The organism is Limnobaculum allomyrinae (assembly GCF_016649425.1).
Taxonomy (GTDB): Bacteria; Pseudomonadota; Gammaproteobacteria; order Enterobacterales; family Enterobacteriaceae; genus Limnobaculum; species Limnobaculum allomyrinae.
Window position 1 is genome coordinate 253,709 of sequence record NZ_JADRCR010000003.1, and the last position, 17,256, is coordinate 270,964.

Annotated in this window: 12 protein-coding genes and 1 pseudogene; 5 read left to right on the top strand and 8 right to left on the bottom strand. The window is 46.3% G+C overall.

Features of this window, described 5'->3' with window-relative positions:
- Positions 1-47 precede the first annotated feature (47 nt).
- The gene (locus I2494_RS08495) at positions 48-791 is read left to right on the top strand and encodes a hypothetical protein (protein ID WP_218468273.1); all 744 of its coding nucleotides are present in this window, start codon (positions 48-50) and stop codon (positions 789-791) included.
- Here the strand turns inward: I2494_RS08495 and rfaY are convergent, their stop codons facing one another.
- The 8 genes and pseudogenes from rfaY to I2494_RS08535 all read right to left on the bottom strand — a co-directional run bounded on the left by rfaY (position 792) and on the right by I2494_RS08535 (position 14,859).
- Positions 792-1,520 carry a lipopolysaccharide core heptose(II) kinase RfaY gene (gene rfaY, locus I2494_RS08500; RefSeq protein ID WP_218468274.1) on the bottom strand — a complete coding sequence of 243 codons (729 nt, stop codon included), beginning with the start codon at positions 1,518-1,520 and terminating at the stop codon, positions 792-794.
- A 294-nt stretch (positions 1,521-1,814) separates the two neighbouring features.
- Positions 1,815-2,381, bottom strand: coding sequence for a LemA family protein (locus I2494_RS08505; protein ID WP_218468275.1), 567 nt, complete (start codon positions 2,379-2,381; stop codon positions 1,815-1,817).
- Between the two features lie 348 nt (positions 2,382-2,729).
- Complete coding sequence (locus tag I2494_RS08510) at positions 2,730-4,097, bottom strand: hypothetical protein (RefSeq protein WP_218468276.1); 1,368 nt, start codon at positions 4,095-4,097, stop codon at positions 2,730-2,732.
- Complete coding sequence (locus tag I2494_RS08515) at positions 4,094-10,423, bottom strand: protein kinase domain-containing protein (RefSeq protein ID WP_218468277.1); 6,330 nt, start codon at positions 10,421-10,423, stop codon at positions 4,094-4,096. The genes I2494_RS08510 and I2494_RS08515 overlap by 4 nt, the downstream gene beginning before the upstream one ends.
- A gap of 21 nt (positions 10,424-10,444) precedes the next feature.
- Positions 10,445-11,074 carry a 4Fe-4S single cluster domain-containing protein gene (locus tag I2494_RS08520; RefSeq protein ID WP_228350897.1) on the bottom strand — a complete coding sequence of 210 codons (630 nt, stop codon included), beginning with the start codon at positions 11,072-11,074 and terminating at the stop codon, positions 10,445-10,447.
- Positions 11,074-12,924: an AAA family ATPase gene (locus I2494_RS08525; protein WP_218468278.1), complete on the bottom strand. Its 1,851-nt coding sequence runs from the start codon at positions 12,922-12,924 to the stop codon at positions 11,074-11,076. Before I2494_RS08525 ends, I2494_RS08520 begins: the two co-directional genes overlap by 1 nt.
- Before the next feature lie 341 nt (positions 12,925-13,265).
- Positions 13,266-14,366: pseudogene (locus I2494_RS08530) on the bottom strand (methyltransferase).
- 91 nt (positions 14,367-14,457) lie between these two features.
- Positions 14,458-14,859, bottom strand: coding sequence for a hypothetical protein (locus tag I2494_RS08535; RefSeq protein ID WP_218468279.1), 402 nt, complete (start codon positions 14,857-14,859; stop codon positions 14,458-14,460).
- Positions 14,860-15,194: 335 nt separating this feature from the next.
- On the opposite strand from I2494_RS08535, the gene I2494_RS08540 reads away from it, so the two are divergent.
- The 4 genes from I2494_RS08540 to I2494_RS08555 are packed head-to-tail and all read left to right on the top strand — an operon-like array spanning position 15,195 to position 17,245.
- Complete coding sequence (locus I2494_RS08540) at positions 15,195-15,920, top strand: beta-ketoacyl synthase chain length factor (protein WP_218468280.1); 726 nt, start codon at positions 15,195-15,197, stop codon at positions 15,918-15,920.
- A complete protein-coding gene (locus I2494_RS08545) occupies positions 15,908-16,720 on the top strand; it encodes a lysophospholipid acyltransferase family protein (protein ID WP_218468281.1) in 813 nt (270 codons plus the stop codon). Before I2494_RS08540 ends, I2494_RS08545 begins: the two co-directional genes overlap by 13 nt.
- Positions 16,720-16,980, top strand: coding sequence for a phosphopantetheine-binding protein (locus tag I2494_RS08550; RefSeq protein WP_130593504.1), 261 nt, complete (start codon positions 16,720-16,722; stop codon positions 16,978-16,980). Before I2494_RS08545 ends, I2494_RS08550 begins: the two co-directional genes overlap by 1 nt.
- Before the next feature lie 16 nt (positions 16,981-16,996).
- A complete protein-coding gene (locus I2494_RS08555; RefSeq protein WP_218468282.1) occupies positions 16,997-17,245 on the top strand; it encodes an acyl carrier protein in 249 nt (82 codons plus the stop codon).
- Positions 17,246-17,256 lie beyond the last annotated feature (11 nt).

The following is a 17,256-nucleotide window of genomic DNA, read 5'->3' on the forward strand; positions in this document are numbered from 1 at the left end:
TCAATTCCTGCCATTCCCTTTATTATAAAAAGATGCCACTATTTAAAATGGTAGAAAAATCAACAGGTTTTCCAGAAAAAAAAGAGCTACACCTGATTAATCTGGCAGAGCAGACTGACGATCCGGCTTATATGCTGGCGCTCACTGACTTCTATCTGACCGAACAATATCAACCACAGCAACTCTGGTACTGGCTGGATAGACTCCTTGCAAAAGATTACCTGCCGGCTTATCTGGTACAGGCTCAGCTCTATTTGTCAGGTAATACCGTTGAGCAAGATTTGGATAAGGCTGCAGGACTATTCGAACAATTAGTTGAGCGTTATAGCCAAAGCGAAAATATTGAGACCAGCCTCCATCAGCTAGCATTCAGTCACCTTTCACTGGCACGCATATCTCATACCCGACATCATACTGCTCCCATGCTTATGCACTACTTCTATGCTTTGCAGTTTGACAGTGTGGACGCAGCGGAAGATTTAGCCACCATGTTCACCCCGAATATGGCGGAAAACCCACAACAGATGGAATATCTGGCGATATTACAATGCGTTTTCTTAACCCTAAGCGCAGTATTTTTACAGCAGCAAAGCGATGACAGTGATGATGAACAACAACAGCAAAGGCTGTTGCAACATTATGCGGAAAAGAAGAACCAGATACTGGAAAACATTACCCGCTATCAGCTAACGTCCTCTCAGCGTGACGAAATTCGCCAGCGGGTAAGATTGTGGAACGAGGGTGAACATCAACATTTGATGGAAGACGTAGTCAGCTATATCAATAGCTGACTAATCAGATAAATGTGAAACGCCATTCACCCGTGATTTTAGCCGCATTCTGAACTCTTTCAGATAGGCTCGAATATTCGTACGCCAGGTAACCATGTAGTAACCCAGATCTTTTTGAGTATTTTTAATACCCAGCCGCTTCTCTAAGTCGATACGATCTTCTGCCCGACGAATAAAATTACAGCTTTTCCCTGATAAATCGATAATTCTTAACCCTTCATCGGTAACGACAAAATTACCGCCATTGGTATCACCCGATATCATATCGTGCTGATGTAGCTCATCTATTAATTGTTTTGCATCCTGCTTAAGCTCATCAGTAATCTCTGGCATATTCCACAGTTCAGTCCCCTCAATATACTCAACCAGCATGATATAGGCGCTAACATAGTTGAAGGTTTTTTTCGTTGCCAGTAAATAGAAGTCATTTGGCGCTTTTAAGCCACGCTTACGAACTCTGTTTATTTGGCGGATCAACTGAACGTAGTAATTACGTTTGAAAATAGATTTTACAACGCGTTCTAATTTTTTTTGTTTTGGAACAAATATCTTAAGTACAAACTTGCCCCAGTCGGTATCAATTAACCAAACCTTAGTTTTGTAATTACTCCTCATCACCTTAATAATAGATATCTTTCCATGCATAAAATCATCAAAGACAGCTAAATATCTATCATCAGGGTGTCTGGAGTGCACATGATAACCATGCAGGCGACGTGATACGATCATGCCGTTTCTCCAAAATTTACATCCTGAAAAACGAATATACGATTATCCTACGCCATTAACAACTCTTTGAGCACAAATCAATTTACTTATTATTTTAATTATTTAAATTGAATTAAAATAATAACAAGTAACAATTATTACACTATATTTAGAGTATTAAATTAAATATGGAAATAAAACAAAAATAAAAACCAACCAATAAATATAATTGTAGGACTATATTTTAATAAAACAGGGAAATATTCGGGGATGTCTGCCCCCGAAATAACAGAATATTAACCATAACAAAAATAATTAGCTGTTAAATTTAATACCGTGATAAGCGGTCTCTTCAGCACTGATTTTTAGCAATGATATTCGTTGGTAGCCCATCGCTTTAGCACACAACACATCAGGAAATAGCGCAATACCAATATTGTAGAGATTCACTGCATCATTAAAGAATTCGCGGCGATGGGCAATTTTATCCTCGACTTCACTGACTGATTTTTGCAGCTCAATAAAAGTCTCACCGGAGATAAGGGTTGGATAATTTTCAGAAATGGCAATCACCGACTTTAACGCTGTCTCCATCTGATTGGCGGCATCGACCTTATCTTTTATCGAACCGGCATTCAGATAAGCAGCTCTGGCTTCACTTAAGCGGGTAAAAATTTCTTGCTCATGGGACATCGCTTTAGAGGCTACCTGAATCAGGGCGGGAATCTGGTCTGCACGTTGTTTTAGGATCACATCAATATTGGCAAAAGACGCATCAATATTATTACGCAACGCCACTAAGCGGTTATAAATGCTTATTGCCCAACCACCCAGCGCCAGCACAACAAAAATGACAACCACAATCGTAATCAGTAATCCCATCTCGATCTGCTCCCTGGCTTGTTAATTTAATGGCTAAAATACAAGTTACTAACCATATGATAAAAAATATTATTTATTCAGTTGAGTACCTTTAGATAACCAATCGTTGGGAGGGACGGGTGTTGGGGGTCGGCTTGGCGTAAGCCAACGAAGGGTGAAACACCGCAAGGTGTTTCATAACCGCCTCTAACCCGGCCAGACCCAACGCACTCCGTAGTTGAGTACTGATGGTTTACCGACCGCTCTCGATACAGATATAAGCACTGTGTTTTTACGGTCGGAATATTCACAGGCGCTGATTTATTAAAGTTTGTCAGCCATCCTGGTTACTCAGTATAGCAATCCCCCTTAGTCAAGACTACGACTCCCCTCACTACGATAGTGATAATCAGCCTGTTCTGCGGGTACATCTGCCGGTCTGGCTACTTTAAGTGGGGAAGCCCCCGCAGCCATAGCACGCTCTACCGTTAAAGTATCACCGGTTTCTGCCAATATTTGTTGAAGCTGCTGATGTTCACCACACCAGATTGACTCAATATCGGCATCACGCTGCGTATCCCGCTGTTCTGAAAACGCCACAGCCCGAACCTGAAAACGCTCACTTCCTCTAGCACCCGCTAATTCCAGACCGTAGCCCGGTGTCGCGGGTTTACGGATCACGACTTTGCCATCATCCAGCCATGCTTCTGCATCGCTTTCACGTACTTCATACCCTAATTTTGCCAGCCCATCGAGCACCGCCTCACGTCTGGCCAACGCAGCAATATTCTGCTGCTGTTGTTCTGTGGCAGCCTGAGCGGCGGTAATAGCTTCTGTTAACAGCGGTAACTCTCGGGAAGTGAGCACTAAATTTAGTCTCTCAATCAGCGCTGACACTTCAGAAGAGTGATAGCTCTCCAGTCCGGCAATCAACAAACTGAGCTGTTGGCTTTTTTCTGCCAAGGCTTTGGCGTGGCGGGTAGCTTGCGCTAAATCCAGAATCAGTGAATCCGTTAGCATGTTCCAGTTCGGATCTTGTAACCGTCGATCCAGTTCTGCTGCGCGGTGAATAAAGGGGGTGATATCCTGTTGAGGGTTCAGCACCGCCAGTTCGGCAATATGCCGGTCAATTCGCTGTAAAAATTGACCTGTGTGATGATCATCCGACTGAGATACCGCCTGAGGTTCTTCAGAGGCCGGCTCTTTCAAACGTTGAGCTATCGCCTGTTGCGCTTCTGTCAGGCGGGCGGGCTGTTGGCCAATCATCAATACCGCCTGACTTAATACCTTTTCTGCACTCTCGGTTGGTTCACCCTTAGTCACACTGGCAAGCTGTTGCAATAGCGTTTGCTGCCCGGGCATTCTCTGTTGCAGAAGGTTCAGCAGCATTGCTGCATTTTCCTGCTGCGCACGCTGATGCTGACGCTGTACAGTATGCTGTTCGATCAACGCTTCCTGCATCTGCTCAATATCCTGACTAACAAACTCAATCATGCCAGGGATCTGTTCGGTTAAACGGGCAAATGCTTCTGCGCTATAGCGGCGAATATCTTTTTGATATTGTTTCATTTCCTGAAATCGCTGACGTATTTGTTCAATCTTCAATACGTCCGCGTCATGGCATTGCCGGTTAACCGTCTCCCATTGTTTCATCAGTGCGCTCAGACAGGCCATTGAACGGCGATATTCTGCAATATCTTCACTTCTGGCTCGAATAATATGTACTGATGAACTCATGGTTTTTCCCCGCTTATAATCTGAGAGGTGGCAATAACGGCCTCAGGCTGCTCCGCATTGATTGCCTGCAAAATGGCCTGTTTTAAACGAGTTTGTTCCTGTGGGCCATTGTTGTACCAATTTTGTATTGAGATGCGATGGCGGAATGGCGTAACCCGCTTCAACACTGACGGACGCCACAGTTCACGGGCTCTGGCATGCTGTAACAGTGCATGACGTGGCATATCACACTCAATTCCCAACAGATAGCGTCCCGTTAGCGGATCTTCAACAATACAGTCAAAATAGAATGCACCTTCCTGACGAGATTCAGCAATCAGCCAGCCCTGAGCACGGATATATTCAACCACTGACCCAATAAAACCATCATTTTTTTCCACCAGCGCTCTGCTGGCTAATTCTGTTCGATTCATTCGCGTCAGCAGCGCCTGACCTTGGGCAAATTCCCCCACCGACAGGTTACGGGCATACTCCAGATATCCTTGCAAAAAGTCGCGAGGAATATCCGGCTGGCGACGGGTAGAGAGTAAGTCAGAAATCTCTTCAATTGGCATCGAGGACATAATCATGACCTGCTTTCTGGCTCGGGTTACAGCAACGTTTAACCGCCGTTCACCTCCCTGTTGACCCAGAATGCCAAAATTACGCCGGAAGGTACCCTGTCGATTACGCCCAAAGGTGGTGGAGAAGATAATGACATCCCGCTCATCCCCCTGTACGTTTTCCACATTCTTCACAAAGAACGACATATCCTCGTCATCTTCCAGCCGCCGCTGCTCTTCATAGTAAGCCAGACGAAATGCTTCATCCTGCACTGCTTTTGCTTCCAGTACATTCTGAATAAGCTGAGCCTGCTTCTGGTTAAAGGTCACCACACCAACAGAAGGTCGCTGTACGTAAGGCTGTTGCCAGATTTCCGCCAGAGTAGTGACAACCTGCTCCGCTTCCTGCTGGTTGCTCTGGTTCTGATACAGACCATTCACCATCATCAAAGAGACCGGTTTAACCGCATCAATTACTTTGCCGGAGTGCTGTACCGGTATATTTAAGCGATTCTCATAAAATGCATGGTTAGAGAAGTTAATCAGCTCACGGTAGGCGGATCGATAATGAATTTCCAGCGTTTGTACCGGTAAAACGGTGCGGGCCAGATGCAGTAAATCCGGGCAGTCACTAATTTGTCGATAGTTCCAGCTCTCTGCGGCGGCTTCCTGTTGGCCATTATCCACCTCAAGCTCGTCTTCATTGTCATCGGCATCGTCGTCAACAATGCCTCTGCCGGAGAAGAAGGTGGATGGCGGCATCTGTTTCTCATCGCCGCTGACCACCATATTCCGACTGCGAAACAGGGTGGGCAACGCATACTCTACCGGCATTTGCGAGGCTTCATCATAAATTACGCTATCAAACAATCCGGCTTTTAACGGCAACACCTGGCTGGCAACATCCGGCGTCATTAACCACACTGGCCGTAGTTGCATCAAACCCAGCGAACTTCCCTGCTCCATAAATTCCCGCAATCGACGCGCTCGTTTTCCCGTCAGACGGGTGATCTCTTCCCACGCCCGCAATGGGCTAATCTGGTTAGTTTTGATAACTTCGGTAAGTTCCAGCCGGTTGAGCGCTCTCATCTCGCTATCCGCCTTTGCCAGCTGTTCGATCTTGTCATTGATGGTGGCTTGTTCCTGCAACAATATGGGTGAACGCCACTCCATCTGCTGTTTCCAGACTAAACGCACTTCACGATCCAGCGCCCTGGCCACCACCAACTCCAACTGTGACTGATTGAAACCGCTCAGTGTCTCCTGCTGCTGGCGCAAAATCCCCAGCACCGTCAAACAAACATTATCCAGTTGAGCCGCCACAGGGCGGAACTGTTGATAAGCCGACAGAGATGGTAGCGCAGCAGTTATTGCCTCAAGCGAGTCAGTCAACGGACGATTTTGATTAATCGCTAAAGTAAACCTGTCAGTTGCCGATACCTCCAGCCAGTCCCGCAGATTTTCCAGTGCGCTTAAACTCGTAGCCCGCGCCTGACAGCGACTGATAGCGGCGGTAATTTCCTCACACTCTTCATCGAAACCCGCTTGCTGACGTTCAATCATTGCCGGTACTAATCGGTTAATATCCGGAGACACAGACAGCGGCTGGTACAGTGAAGCACTGCGCCGGAAATCCCTCAGAGTAGATCCCAGTTGATTAGCCAGCTCCAGGCTATCCAGCAGCCCGATTTGCGACAGCCCCAAACGCTGATGCAGGCGATTAAGCTCAGCTCTGACCCCGCGCCATTGCTGTTCTGAACGAGCAGAAATCAACAAACGAACCACGGTGTCATGGCTGCTTTGCAGCCCTCGTTGCAGTAAAAAGGCTCTCAATTTACCGCGACGCAGGTAGTAAAACGGATTCAATGCCTGAAGAAACCCGCGCTTTTCCGTTTCTGCTGTCGCAGCGGCAATCAATTGTAGTAACAGTTGGCTGTCACAATGAGCCAGAGGTTCAAACAGCAGTTGGTCACAGCCAGAGGAGTCTATTTGCTGTAACCGACCGGATAACTGCTCCAATTGAGCCAATATTTGCTCAGCCTGCACAATACTGCCGTTATAGGCGAAAAACAGCGGTAACCACCGGGCCAGATTCTCCCACTCGGTGGAGGTTAACCCTGCCAGTGATGTCCGGCAATTAGCTAAACTTTCCCGATGCACATGCGCTTCCATGACCTCAAAAGCGCGATGTGAGTTAGTCAGAATCACATCCCTTTGCCGTTCTGCCTGACAAAATTGTTCAAAGCGACCGGTGAAATCAAGCAACGTTGCCTGATTCGACAGGAAGGGACTCAGTTGTACCAGCGGACTCTGCTCGTAATTCGCTTCCAGCCATAGCGCAATACCAGGAATAATCGCCTGTTTGATATCTTCAATTTGTTCAAGAGTGCAATGCTGCATTATTGGCTGTAGCGCCGGAACATCCAGACGATCCGGGCAGGCTTCCAGCCTCATCAGCTCGCCTAATAGTGAGCGGTAGCTGATACCCGTCTGTGCATCTGATTGATACAAAGCCTGATAGTAGCTATCCAGATCCTGCTCCAGCCGATCGAGATAGCGGCCGCTCTTCTCTCTGGACATAACCCACGGATTAACTTCACTGGTTTCAGCCGGTTTATACAGCGTTTCAAGCTGAGCCCGCACGTTGCGAATAATGGTATCGCGATCTTTTTGCGCATCTTTAACCATCACGATACGATCGCCCAATCCACCCGCCATGATGCGTTTAAACACCACTTCGAGTGCTGCCGGTTTCTGGCAGATAATCAACAGACTGCGTTTTTGACCGATGGCATCTGCCACCATATTAACGATGGTCTGGCTCTTACCGGTGCCCGGAGGCCCTTCAATTAATAACCCTGGCGCATTACGCGCCGCCAGAACGGCAGACTCCTGAGAAGGATCGCTGGCGGCAGTAAAATAACACTCACCGGCACGGGTAGGTTGCACGACTGCACTGGCTTCACGATTCAGTCCCAGCGCGGTTTCCAGCGCAGTTCCCCCCGGAGATTGAGTGCTTAGCTGACGCAAATCTTCACTGATCGCCTGACCGATAAAAGAGGCATGAAACAGTACTGCCGAGCAAACCAACTGGCTGGCGTTTTCCGGCACTTCGACATCTAACGGCGGTAACCTGACCAGTTGATTCTCCCGAGCCGTTACCAGTGAGGAGAAGCTCTCCATTACCTCTTCCGTGCTTAAAGCAGCCTGACTTAGCAGTTGATCTGCCACCTCTTGCCAGCGCTTTATTGCCGGAATACCAACAAAGTTCTCCAGTGCCGGATTTAAACGCACCGCTCCCCGATCGTGATCGAAGCGCAGGCTGGCAACCCCACGAATACCGGCCTCCATATTAATATTCACCGGCCACAGCAGCAGAGGCGCAATACGCGGTTTCATCTGTTTAGGCTGAGTATTAATCAACAGGAAAGGGAAACCGAGGTACATGCCGTTAATGCCGGTATCCCGCATATAGAGTTGTGTCTGGGAATTCAGCGTCCGTAAGCGTCCACTGACCAGTTCATTATCCAGCAGCGTTTGGCTATCGACGGGAATTGCCTGTCGATTACGCGTCAGCAGATGGTTAAGCAAGGCTTCTGAACTCTTTTTCTCTCCGCCCAGCTCGTAAAGATCTACTCGCCCTGCATGGGGGCTGATACTCATACGTACCAATGAACCGCGCATGGTGGACGCGGTTATTTTGCGAGTGAAAAAGTCCAGAACCTGATGAATATAGCGCTGTTTTTCCGGTACCATCCAGTGTTCTGGCGGTATCGCCAGCATCACCAACACTTGTTCGAGAGGCAGGCGACGCGTCAGTAAAAAGCGCTCGGCCCAGCTATCGATATCAGCAATATTGCTGCGGTTAAAACCATCCAGACAATCGGCCAACTGCTGATAAATATCAGCACGGGGAAGCGCCAACAACTCCCGCGACTCGTCCCGATCGAAACTCAGGATGTTGTAACGCTCTGCCAGCGTGCTGGCTTGTACCAGTAAACTTTCCGCCGAAGTAAATTGCCCGATATCGGCACTCAACAACAGAATCAGCTCATCTTCGTTCAGATTACGCCTATCGATCAGCGTCCTCAGGCCACTATGGGTAGTATCCGGAAAAAGCTTGCGTTGCTCCTCCCAAATCGCCAGCAATCGTGCTCGTGAAGTCGCCAGCAAATGGATGCGCAACGCCTCTTCATCAAAAGCGATTCGCAGACTTTTCCCCCGCTGCCGAACTTTTATCTGTCGTACTTTTATTTGCGACAGCCAATGACCCGATTCCATCTGACCTAGTAAATCGGGCAATGGGCTGAGTAATAATTCATAACCTTCCAGCGGATGCTCCAGCAGCCAGGAAGGTGTCACAATCTCCCCCTGAAGAATCAGCGGCATATTCGGATTCAACAGTTTTAACACCAGCATCAGACGGTAGTTATCATCCACATCCGTCAGTTCAGCAACCTGTTGCAACGCAGCCAATAACCCATCCGCTAAACCCGCCTGCTGCGCCCATGAAGTAATGGCGCCATGCTGCATCAGCTCCAGTGCTTCCTGCCAGTATTGCTGTCTGGCAGCAGCCAGCGCAAAAATAGCAGGCTGAGTATAGTGCTGCTGGTTGAGCGTAATACCAAAACTGGGGTTGCCGGAAACAGCAAGATTTTCATCCACCACCGCGACCGGTCTGCCATCCAGCCAGGCTTGCACTTCCGGCCATTGCCAACGTTGATGACGATCCCGGGTTAATAGTCCACGTAACAAAAGGCGCAAATTAGCATCAAGATCTTCGGGTAGCGTTACCCCATTAGCTAATATTTGAATTAAAAACGCATGAGGATGGATATTTTCAAAGCAACGCCCCTGAGTCACCTGTTCCAGCAATATAATTCCCAGGCTCCACCAGTCAGAGGCTGCCGCTACGCCGCCGGCTAATGTTTCTGGTGCGCTATAACGGCTAATTTCCAGTGGGGAAACAATATCCAAATCGAACTCAGAGAGGCAGGCAGAACCAAATTCGATAATCACAATATCCAATGGATGACGAGTGCGGATCAGCAGGTTACCGGGCCGAAGATCGCGGTGGCGCAAACCATGCTCAGAAAAACTGGATAATGCACTGCCCAGTTCACGCACAATATGAGGAATTTCATCCGGTCGCCAAAAATCACCTTGGGTAGCAGAGTCTGCCAGTGAACCGCCCGTCAGCTCTTCTGCTACCTGCCAGGCTCGATCGTTCCAGCGACCTGTTTCTATAATCTCGGGCACATGCTCACGGGGCAGCCTGCGGATGACTTCATAGATGGCAGGATCGGGTTCTGCACCATAGGTATATAGGGTCAATACGCCGAGTTGACCGCTTTGCTGATGTTGTGCCTGATAGCGCTCCCGAATACTATCATTACGATTTATACGACGAACTATTTGCCAGTTACCAATACGGGTCACGGTATTAGTATCAACCAACTCAGCAATAACAGAAGGTGAAGTGTTGGAGTGCTCCTGGGCACTATCCAACATGGCGGCATCCGCGCCACATACCATACAAATTAAATCGCCATCCTCCATCAGATGGCCGTTTTGGCAATGTGTCGTCGCTAACGGCGCAATGGTACTTTCAACCGTTTCCTGAGCCACATCCTCTACGCTGACAATGGCAATAGGCCGCCAGCCTTCTGCATGAATAGGTTCAGAAGAGAGATCCCAACCGCAGGAATGATTGTCAACGTGCCCTTCACAGAAAATTTCTGTTAATGCACGTTCCGTGTGGCAATTTGGGCAAAAACGCATCATGGCAATAAATTCCGGGCCGGGTTATTTAGTTATCGGAGCAAAATGGTGCCCCTGCTGTTGAAGAATCAGCTGCAAGCGAGTCATATCATCACGGCGGGGAATACCTATCAGGTTAACCATACCCTGCTCATTAATGGTCATATCCAGTACTTTTTCTTTATCATTTAATGACTGGTCAAAGCGACTAAAGTTCGCTTTACCTATCTCTGTCAGCAGGTGTAAAACCTGATTATCACTGCCTCTGAGTTTGAGAGTCTGTGGACTATCCTGCTCAAAAGGGCCGGAAACCAGCGCATCAATTAACCCATTCATGACATCAAGATAAGGGCTGATTGCCGTAAACGAATAGCCACTAAACACCAGAATATCGCCATGAAAACACTGACGAATAGCAAGTAGTAGTGCACTTAATGCCTCTGGCTGATCGAAGGGCTCTCCTCCGGAAATAGTGATGCCATCCGCCAGTGGAAACCAGGGGCTAATCTGCTCTACCAGCATCTCTGTTGCTATTTTATCCCGGGTAAAGCGCCACGTTTCCGGCGAAAGGCAGCCTGCACAACGAATTGAACACCCCTGAAACCAGATACCAATCCGCTTTCCCGGCCCCAGCGTGGTGACCGGAAAATGTAAACGCGACAGGCCAACCGCCATCAGAATGATGACCCTGGTTTGATCAGTGCTAACTGTGTCGATTCGCCGGTGAGTAAATTGGTTATCTGGTAGCTGTCACCCGGTTGTGCATCTATATCAAACAACGCACGGGAAAGAGGATTAACCAGATGCGCTTCCAACTGGTTGCGAATACCCCGGCCACCATTAGATAAATCGGCCAGACAGAGCTGACGCAACGCATGTAGCGCTATTTCGCTCATGGTTACTGTCAGGTCAAGCTTAGTTAATCCTTCCAGCGTATTTTCTACCATCTGACTGAATATCTGCTCTGCCACATCAGGGCGAATAAAATCGAAGACAATAATATTTTCTCCGATACGGTTAAGCAGCTCCGGGCGGTTGAGCACCAGTTTAAAGTGACGCTCAATTTCTGCTTTCACATTTTTTTGTACCGTTTCAAATGGTTCTTCGGGTCGTACGTTCGCAACGCGCTCACCACTGTTATCCAGACGATAAATACCCAGATTGGAGGTGAAAATAATCAGCGCCTCCGAAAAATAAACCCGATCGCCACGACCGGAAGTCAGCACGCCATCATCAATAATCTGTAAAAATTTATCCATCAGCCGCGGATGGGCTTTTTCAATCTCATCAAACAGCACCACGCTAAACGGCTTTTCCCGAATAGCATTGGTTAACTCACCACCGACGTTATAGCCAATGTATCCCGGCGGCGCGCCAATCAAGCGTTGGTCTGCATGTTCGGCACTAAACTCTGACATATCAAAACGAATATAGGCACTTTCGTCACCAAACAGTAATTGAGTAACGGTTTTCGCCAGTTCAGTTTTCCCCACCCCGGTAGGCCCAGCCAGAAAAACCACACCCCGTGGTCGCCCGCCCTGTTTTCCTCCGCCAACACCGGTTACGGCTCGCTTGATAATATCCAGCATATGGGTCACTGCATGGGTTTGCCCCTTCACCCGTTTTTGAATAATAGTGCCGGCGTTACGAATTTTATCTTTTTCGATTTTTAACCATGGATCTTCCGTAATGCCTACTTTATAACGGCGAACCGCATCACTGATGCGCTCCTGACTAACCCCTTCAATACGGGCCAGTTGAGCAATGGCATTCATATCCAGCAGCAGTAATCCTTCGGTTTCATCAACAAAATCCTGTGCAATTTTTTCCTGCAGCGTGGCATCTTCAGACGGCCCCGGTAATGAGCGTAACAGCGCCGGTGCTAAAGCCCGACGTGCAATGCGATCCGGTTTAGCTACCGGAATAGGGCGAATACGCGGATTATTTATCAGGAACCAGTCAGGTAAATCCCCCTCTTTTTCCACCACCCACAGTACGGTATTAAAGAAAGCCTGACGCTGTTCACCACAGGGGCGAGCACGAGCCTGATGAGAGAGCACCAGCGCACGGGTAAACAGATTATGTTCTACAGGGGAAAGGTTATCCCGATGGTTAATCAGACAGGAGGCAAAATCAACAATTAGCGCAACCGGCTCTCCCGGTAGATCAATCAACCTCTCCAGCGTGCTACTAAGCAGATCAATTCCACCACTAACTCGCCCCTCAACCACATTCAGACCAAGCTGACTGAGTAATTTCTGCGTGGGGGTAGGATCGTCTCCCGGCGGTACCATTGGAGAGAAACCATTGAGGGGATTAAACACAATAATATGCTGATATCCCGCCTCTCTCAGCGCATTATGCAACGCATGATTAAAGGGGAGAGGGGTCACAACTTCGGGGGTAATCTCACTGGCCTGAAGATCCCGAACATTACCAGAAAGCACAAACTGGCTTTTCAGTGGTAGAAAGCGGAGTAAATCACGCATCCAGCGGGGCTTTTGATAACGGTAATGCTGCTGCATTGAGATTCCTTTCTGTTCTTTTTCTGCGGGAGTGGTAATTGTACTCCCTCAGAATAAAAATCCGAACCATCCAGATAGCCAACCTGGCATGATATTTGTTCAATGATTATTGCAGACAGAATAATGCTATCCAATAGATTAATTTGGTTGAGTTAAAACTGGATATAAAAACCAATACGGGTCAACACGTCTTTAGAATAAATAAATATAAAATAACGCTCTGCTTATTATTAAGACAATAGTTATCAAATAGTTAGTATATTAATAAAAATGGAATAAAGAGATAATCAGAAAAGGGAAAGGAATTAATAGATACCGTTAAGTGTTTTTAACGGCATCTATTACAAAAAACATTCAGGTAAACGCTTACAAATCAGCAAGGTATGTCCTAAACCTAAATTATCGATATCTTGCTGTACGTAAAATCCGGCTTTACGTAAGCAATCATACAATACCCGGGAGTGATAAAAACGGCTGTTGCCGTTAGCCATACAGGTGAAATAGAGAGAAGATGCATTCAGGCTCAGCGCCCCGGCCTCAAATGGCTGACGATCCCAGAACACTTCCATAATGCAAACCTGCGCATCCGGCTTCATGCTTTTACCAATTAGCTTCAGGATATGCACCACCTGTTCCTCACTAAAACAATCAAGGAACTGACTCATCCACCAGATATCCGCTTCACCGGGTAATTGCTCTGCGGTTAATAAATCAACACCATAACCACTAATACGGTCGCTGTATCCTGCATTTTCAATGTTCTTTTTTGCTAAAGCAATTTGCTGGGGAAGGTCCAAAATAGTGACATTCACCTGTTAATCATTTTTAACACAGCACATCGCCCACTTTCCGGTATTTCCACCCACGTCATAAATATGCTGTGGATTTAAAGGGAAAATATGCTTAAACGCCGCATTGAAGGCAGCGTCTGAATAGAAATGATCAAAAGCAAACCAACTTTTTTTCGCTGCATCCGGCAATTGACTCAATGCAGGATAAATCGTGGCCCAGTCACCAAACACTTTAAGGCCAGAGGGCTGGTTATTTGCCAGTGCTTCATTGAGATGGAACATTCCCTGATAACAAACGTCCTGGCTAAAATCCATATTGACCCGAGTCATTTGATCATGCAGTAAAAAATGACCGACTTTACCTAACAGGAAATGCTCACCACGTTGATAAACAATACGACTACTTAAACCAACATCTAATAAAAGCTGAATAGCATAGTGATTAAGATTAACCGATTGGGCTATTTCTTCAGGTGTTGCGCCCTGTTTACCGGCGTTATCCAGCACTGTCAGTATTCCACTGTCACGAAGATTTAATGCAGCTTGAAATAGCATTGGGGCAAACGCAAGTTTCTGCGCTTCGGTGATAGCTTCTAATGCTGTGAAGGGATCCTTATCATAGCCATAGCGTACTTCAGTCTCTGTACTCAAAAAATATTCCCTTATTTCTTATAGATAACATAAAAGCATACGAGATAGATCGTATGCTTTTGTTTAGAAACTAAATAAAAAACTAAAGTACTTAGTTATACAGGCTCTGTTGTTCCAGTAACTTAGTTTTAATATCCTGATCTAACTTGGTTGCCCAGCGATTATAATTGTTAGGCACTTTTTCCGTGTCAGGCGTCAAGTTCTGGCTACCAACATACTCGATAGAATATTGTGATGAAGTATAAGGAATTCTGATTTCTGTAGAGTAACCACGGGTAACAATCTTGCCGGTGATTAAACCATCACGCATCTTCTTCATGGCCCAACCGCGAGCTTTACCTGAATCAATAATGGCTTTTTCAATTTGTTGTGATGTAAAGCTACCATTAATATCAGAAGTAATATCACGAGCCGCACGATTTCCACTACAGCCAGCAATAAAGATAAGGGCAATAACGCCAACAATTAATCCTTTTAAACGATTTATTTTCATTCGATCAACTCTCCATTAATATCTTCAAATCTGCTGTAATAGCCATCATTCGGTATTGTTGTTTATTTTTCAGGCCAGATAATAACCTAAGACATAACGATTTATCTACAGATGAATAAAAAAGTACAATTGGTAAATAAACTAAACATTCTATATAGAGAAACAGGAAAATATCCTGATTAACAATATGAAATTTAATTCATTCTGATAAAAACAGCTATTGCAGCAGCAAAAACATTTTCATTTATATATTATGTTATTCAGAATTTCTGATTCAGATATCAATTAGCATGTTAGTGCATAACAAGGGACCGCTTAAAAAGCATTAATCATCAATGACATATTCATTTAACATTCTGGATTGGTGTGCACTGGCTCCGGGATTATGCAGCATCGAACAGTGGCAAGACTGGTCAACGCATCCGGAAACAGACTGGAGTGGAACCTTACCCAAAACTCAACATATCCCAATGATGACCGCCCGCCGCATGAGCACCGCCAGCCGACTCAGCGTCGAAGTCGGTTTGACCTTGCTAAACCAACAGCCAGACGCTGCGATTTTTATCAGCCGACACGGTGAACTTGAGCGAACCTGCAAAATTATTGAAGGGCTTTGCCAGCAGCAAGATATCTCACCAACTGATTTCGCTATGTCCGTTCATAACACCGCCTCCGGATTATTAACCATTACCGGAAAACAACCTTTGCCCATAACGTCTATTGCCGCTGGCATTGATGGTTTTCAACAAGGAATGCTGGAAGCACAAGCGATGCTGGCTGATGGCGCTGAAAAAGTGCTATTGGTTGATTTTGACGGCGCAGTTCCTGATGCCTATCAGACCCGGATAGTACACCGGATACCGGCTTATGCTATTGGGCTTTTGATCGCAGAAGGTGGGAACTTATGCTGTCAGCAAATAGATAAAAACGTCTCCCGGCTACCTCTCGAAACAACGGTTCCCGCATTACCACAAAGCGTAACGTTTATGCAGCACTGGCTGGCAAAAGATCCTCAATTCACACTCCAGGGAATGAGGTCTGACTGGCAATGGCATCAATAGTAAATGCTCAGCGCGCTTCCATGGTAAATCGCATCTGGCGTATTGCAGCTACCGGATTTTGCTTTACCCTGTTTGGAATTGGTGGGTTGCTGCTCTCTACCTTTTGGTTCCCTGCATTGCGCCTGTTAGTTAAAGACAGGCAGCGTTGTACCCGGCTAACACAACATAGCATCCGCTATAGCTTTAAGCTTTTTATCTGGCTGATGCGCTTTGTTCGCGTATTGGATTACCAGTTTTATGACGTCGAAAAACTAAAGCAAGATACAGGCTGCATTGTTGTTGCCAACCATCCCAGTCTGTTGGACTACGTTTTTTTAGCCTCTTGTATGCCACGCTGTGACTGCATTGTTAAACAATCATTATTAAGTAATATTTTTGTTCGTGGGGTGATTAAAGCGGCTGGATATATTGCTAATTCCGAGTCGGAAATTTTATTACCGCAATGTCAGGAAATACTAAATAACCACGGGATGATTTTAATATTTCCGGAAGGAACAAGAACCACTCCCGGTGAAGAGATGCTTTTACAACGAGGTGCTGCAAATATAGCCGTGCGATGCGATGTCGATATTCGACTGGTCACTATTCATTGTGACCAGCCCATGCTGACGAAACAGGGAAAGTGGTATAATATCCCGAAAATGAAACCCTTGTTTCAAATCGTAGTAAAAGAAAAAATTAGCGCAAAGGATTATGCTGCTGAGGGCGATGCTTCGCCAGCTATTGCCGCTCGCCGTTTGACGCGAATTTTAAGTCAGAAGCTCATCCCTGAGCCGATAAAAACGAATGAGAAAAAATAATGGATGTATTAAATCAAGATATTAAACTGCTTATTATTGAATCACTGAATCTAGAGGGAATGACTCCGGAAGATATTGATACGGATGCACCTCTGTTTGGTGATGGTTTAGGTTTGGATTCAATTGATGCATTAGAGCTAGGTTTAGCCATTAAAAATCGCTACGGCGTTGTCCTTTCGGCTGAGAGTGAAGATACCCGCAAACATTTTTATTCCGTCGCCTCTCTTTCAGCGCTGATTGCCTCACAACGTGGCAAATAATTAAAGGTAAACAATAATGGATAAACAACAGATTCTTAATGAAATTCAAACCATTATGGTCAAGCTTTTTGAGTTAGATGCTGATGATATCAAGCTCGATGCCAAACTATATGAAGACTTAGAGTTGGACAGTATCGACGCGGTCGATTTGGTGGTGCATCTGCAAAAAATGACGGGGAAAAAGATTAACCCTGAAGTTTTTAAATCAGTTCGCACCGTTGAAGATGTGGTCAATGCCATTGACCAGTTGCTGAAAGCCCAGTAACAATTATCGTC

Bases quoted from the DNA above. Each gene is read 5' to 3' on its own strand.
- I2494_RS08540 (WP_218468280.1), top strand. From the start codon at position 15,195: ATGACATATTCATTTAACATTCTGGATTGGTGTGCACTGGCTCCGGGA.
- I2494_RS08495 (WP_218468273.1), top strand. From the start codon at position 48: ATGGTAGAAAAATCAACAGGTTTTCCAGAAAAAAAAGAGCTACACCTG.
- I2494_RS08510 (WP_218468276.1), bottom strand. From the start codon at position 4,097: ATGAGTTCATCAGTACATATTATTCGAGCCAGAAGTGAAGATATTGCA.
- I2494_RS08555 (WP_218468282.1), top strand. From the start codon at position 16,997: ATGGATAAACAACAGATTCTTAATGAAATTCAAACCATTATGGTCAAG.
- I2494_RS08550 (WP_130593504.1), top strand. From the start codon at position 16,720: ATGGATGTATTAAATCAAGATATTAAACTGCTTATTATTGAATCACTG.
- I2494_RS08515 (WP_218468277.1), bottom strand. From the start codon at position 10,423: ATGATGCGTTTTTGCCCAAATTGCCACACGGAACGTGCATTAACAGAA.
- I2494_RS08535 (WP_218468279.1), bottom strand. From the start codon at position 14,859: ATGAAAATAAATCGTTTAAAAGGATTAATTGTTGGCGTTATTGCCCTT.
- rfaY (WP_218468274.1), bottom strand. From the start codon at position 1,520: ATGATCGTATCACGTCGCCTGCATGGTTATCATGTGCACTCCAGACAC.
- I2494_RS08505 (WP_218468275.1), bottom strand. From the start codon at position 2,381: ATGGGATTACTGATTACGATTGTGGTTGTCATTTTTGTTGTGCTGGCG.
- I2494_RS08525 (WP_218468278.1), bottom strand. From the start codon at position 12,924: ATGCAGCAGCATTACCGTTATCAAAAGCCCCGCTGGATGCGTGATTTA.
- I2494_RS08520 (WP_228350897.1), bottom strand. From the start codon at position 11,074: ATGGCGGTTGGCCTGTCGCGTTTACATTTTCCGGTCACCACGCTGGGG.
- I2494_RS08545 (WP_218468281.1), top strand. From the start codon at position 15,908: ATGGCATCAATAGTAAATGCTCAGCGCGCTTCCATGGTAAATCGCATC.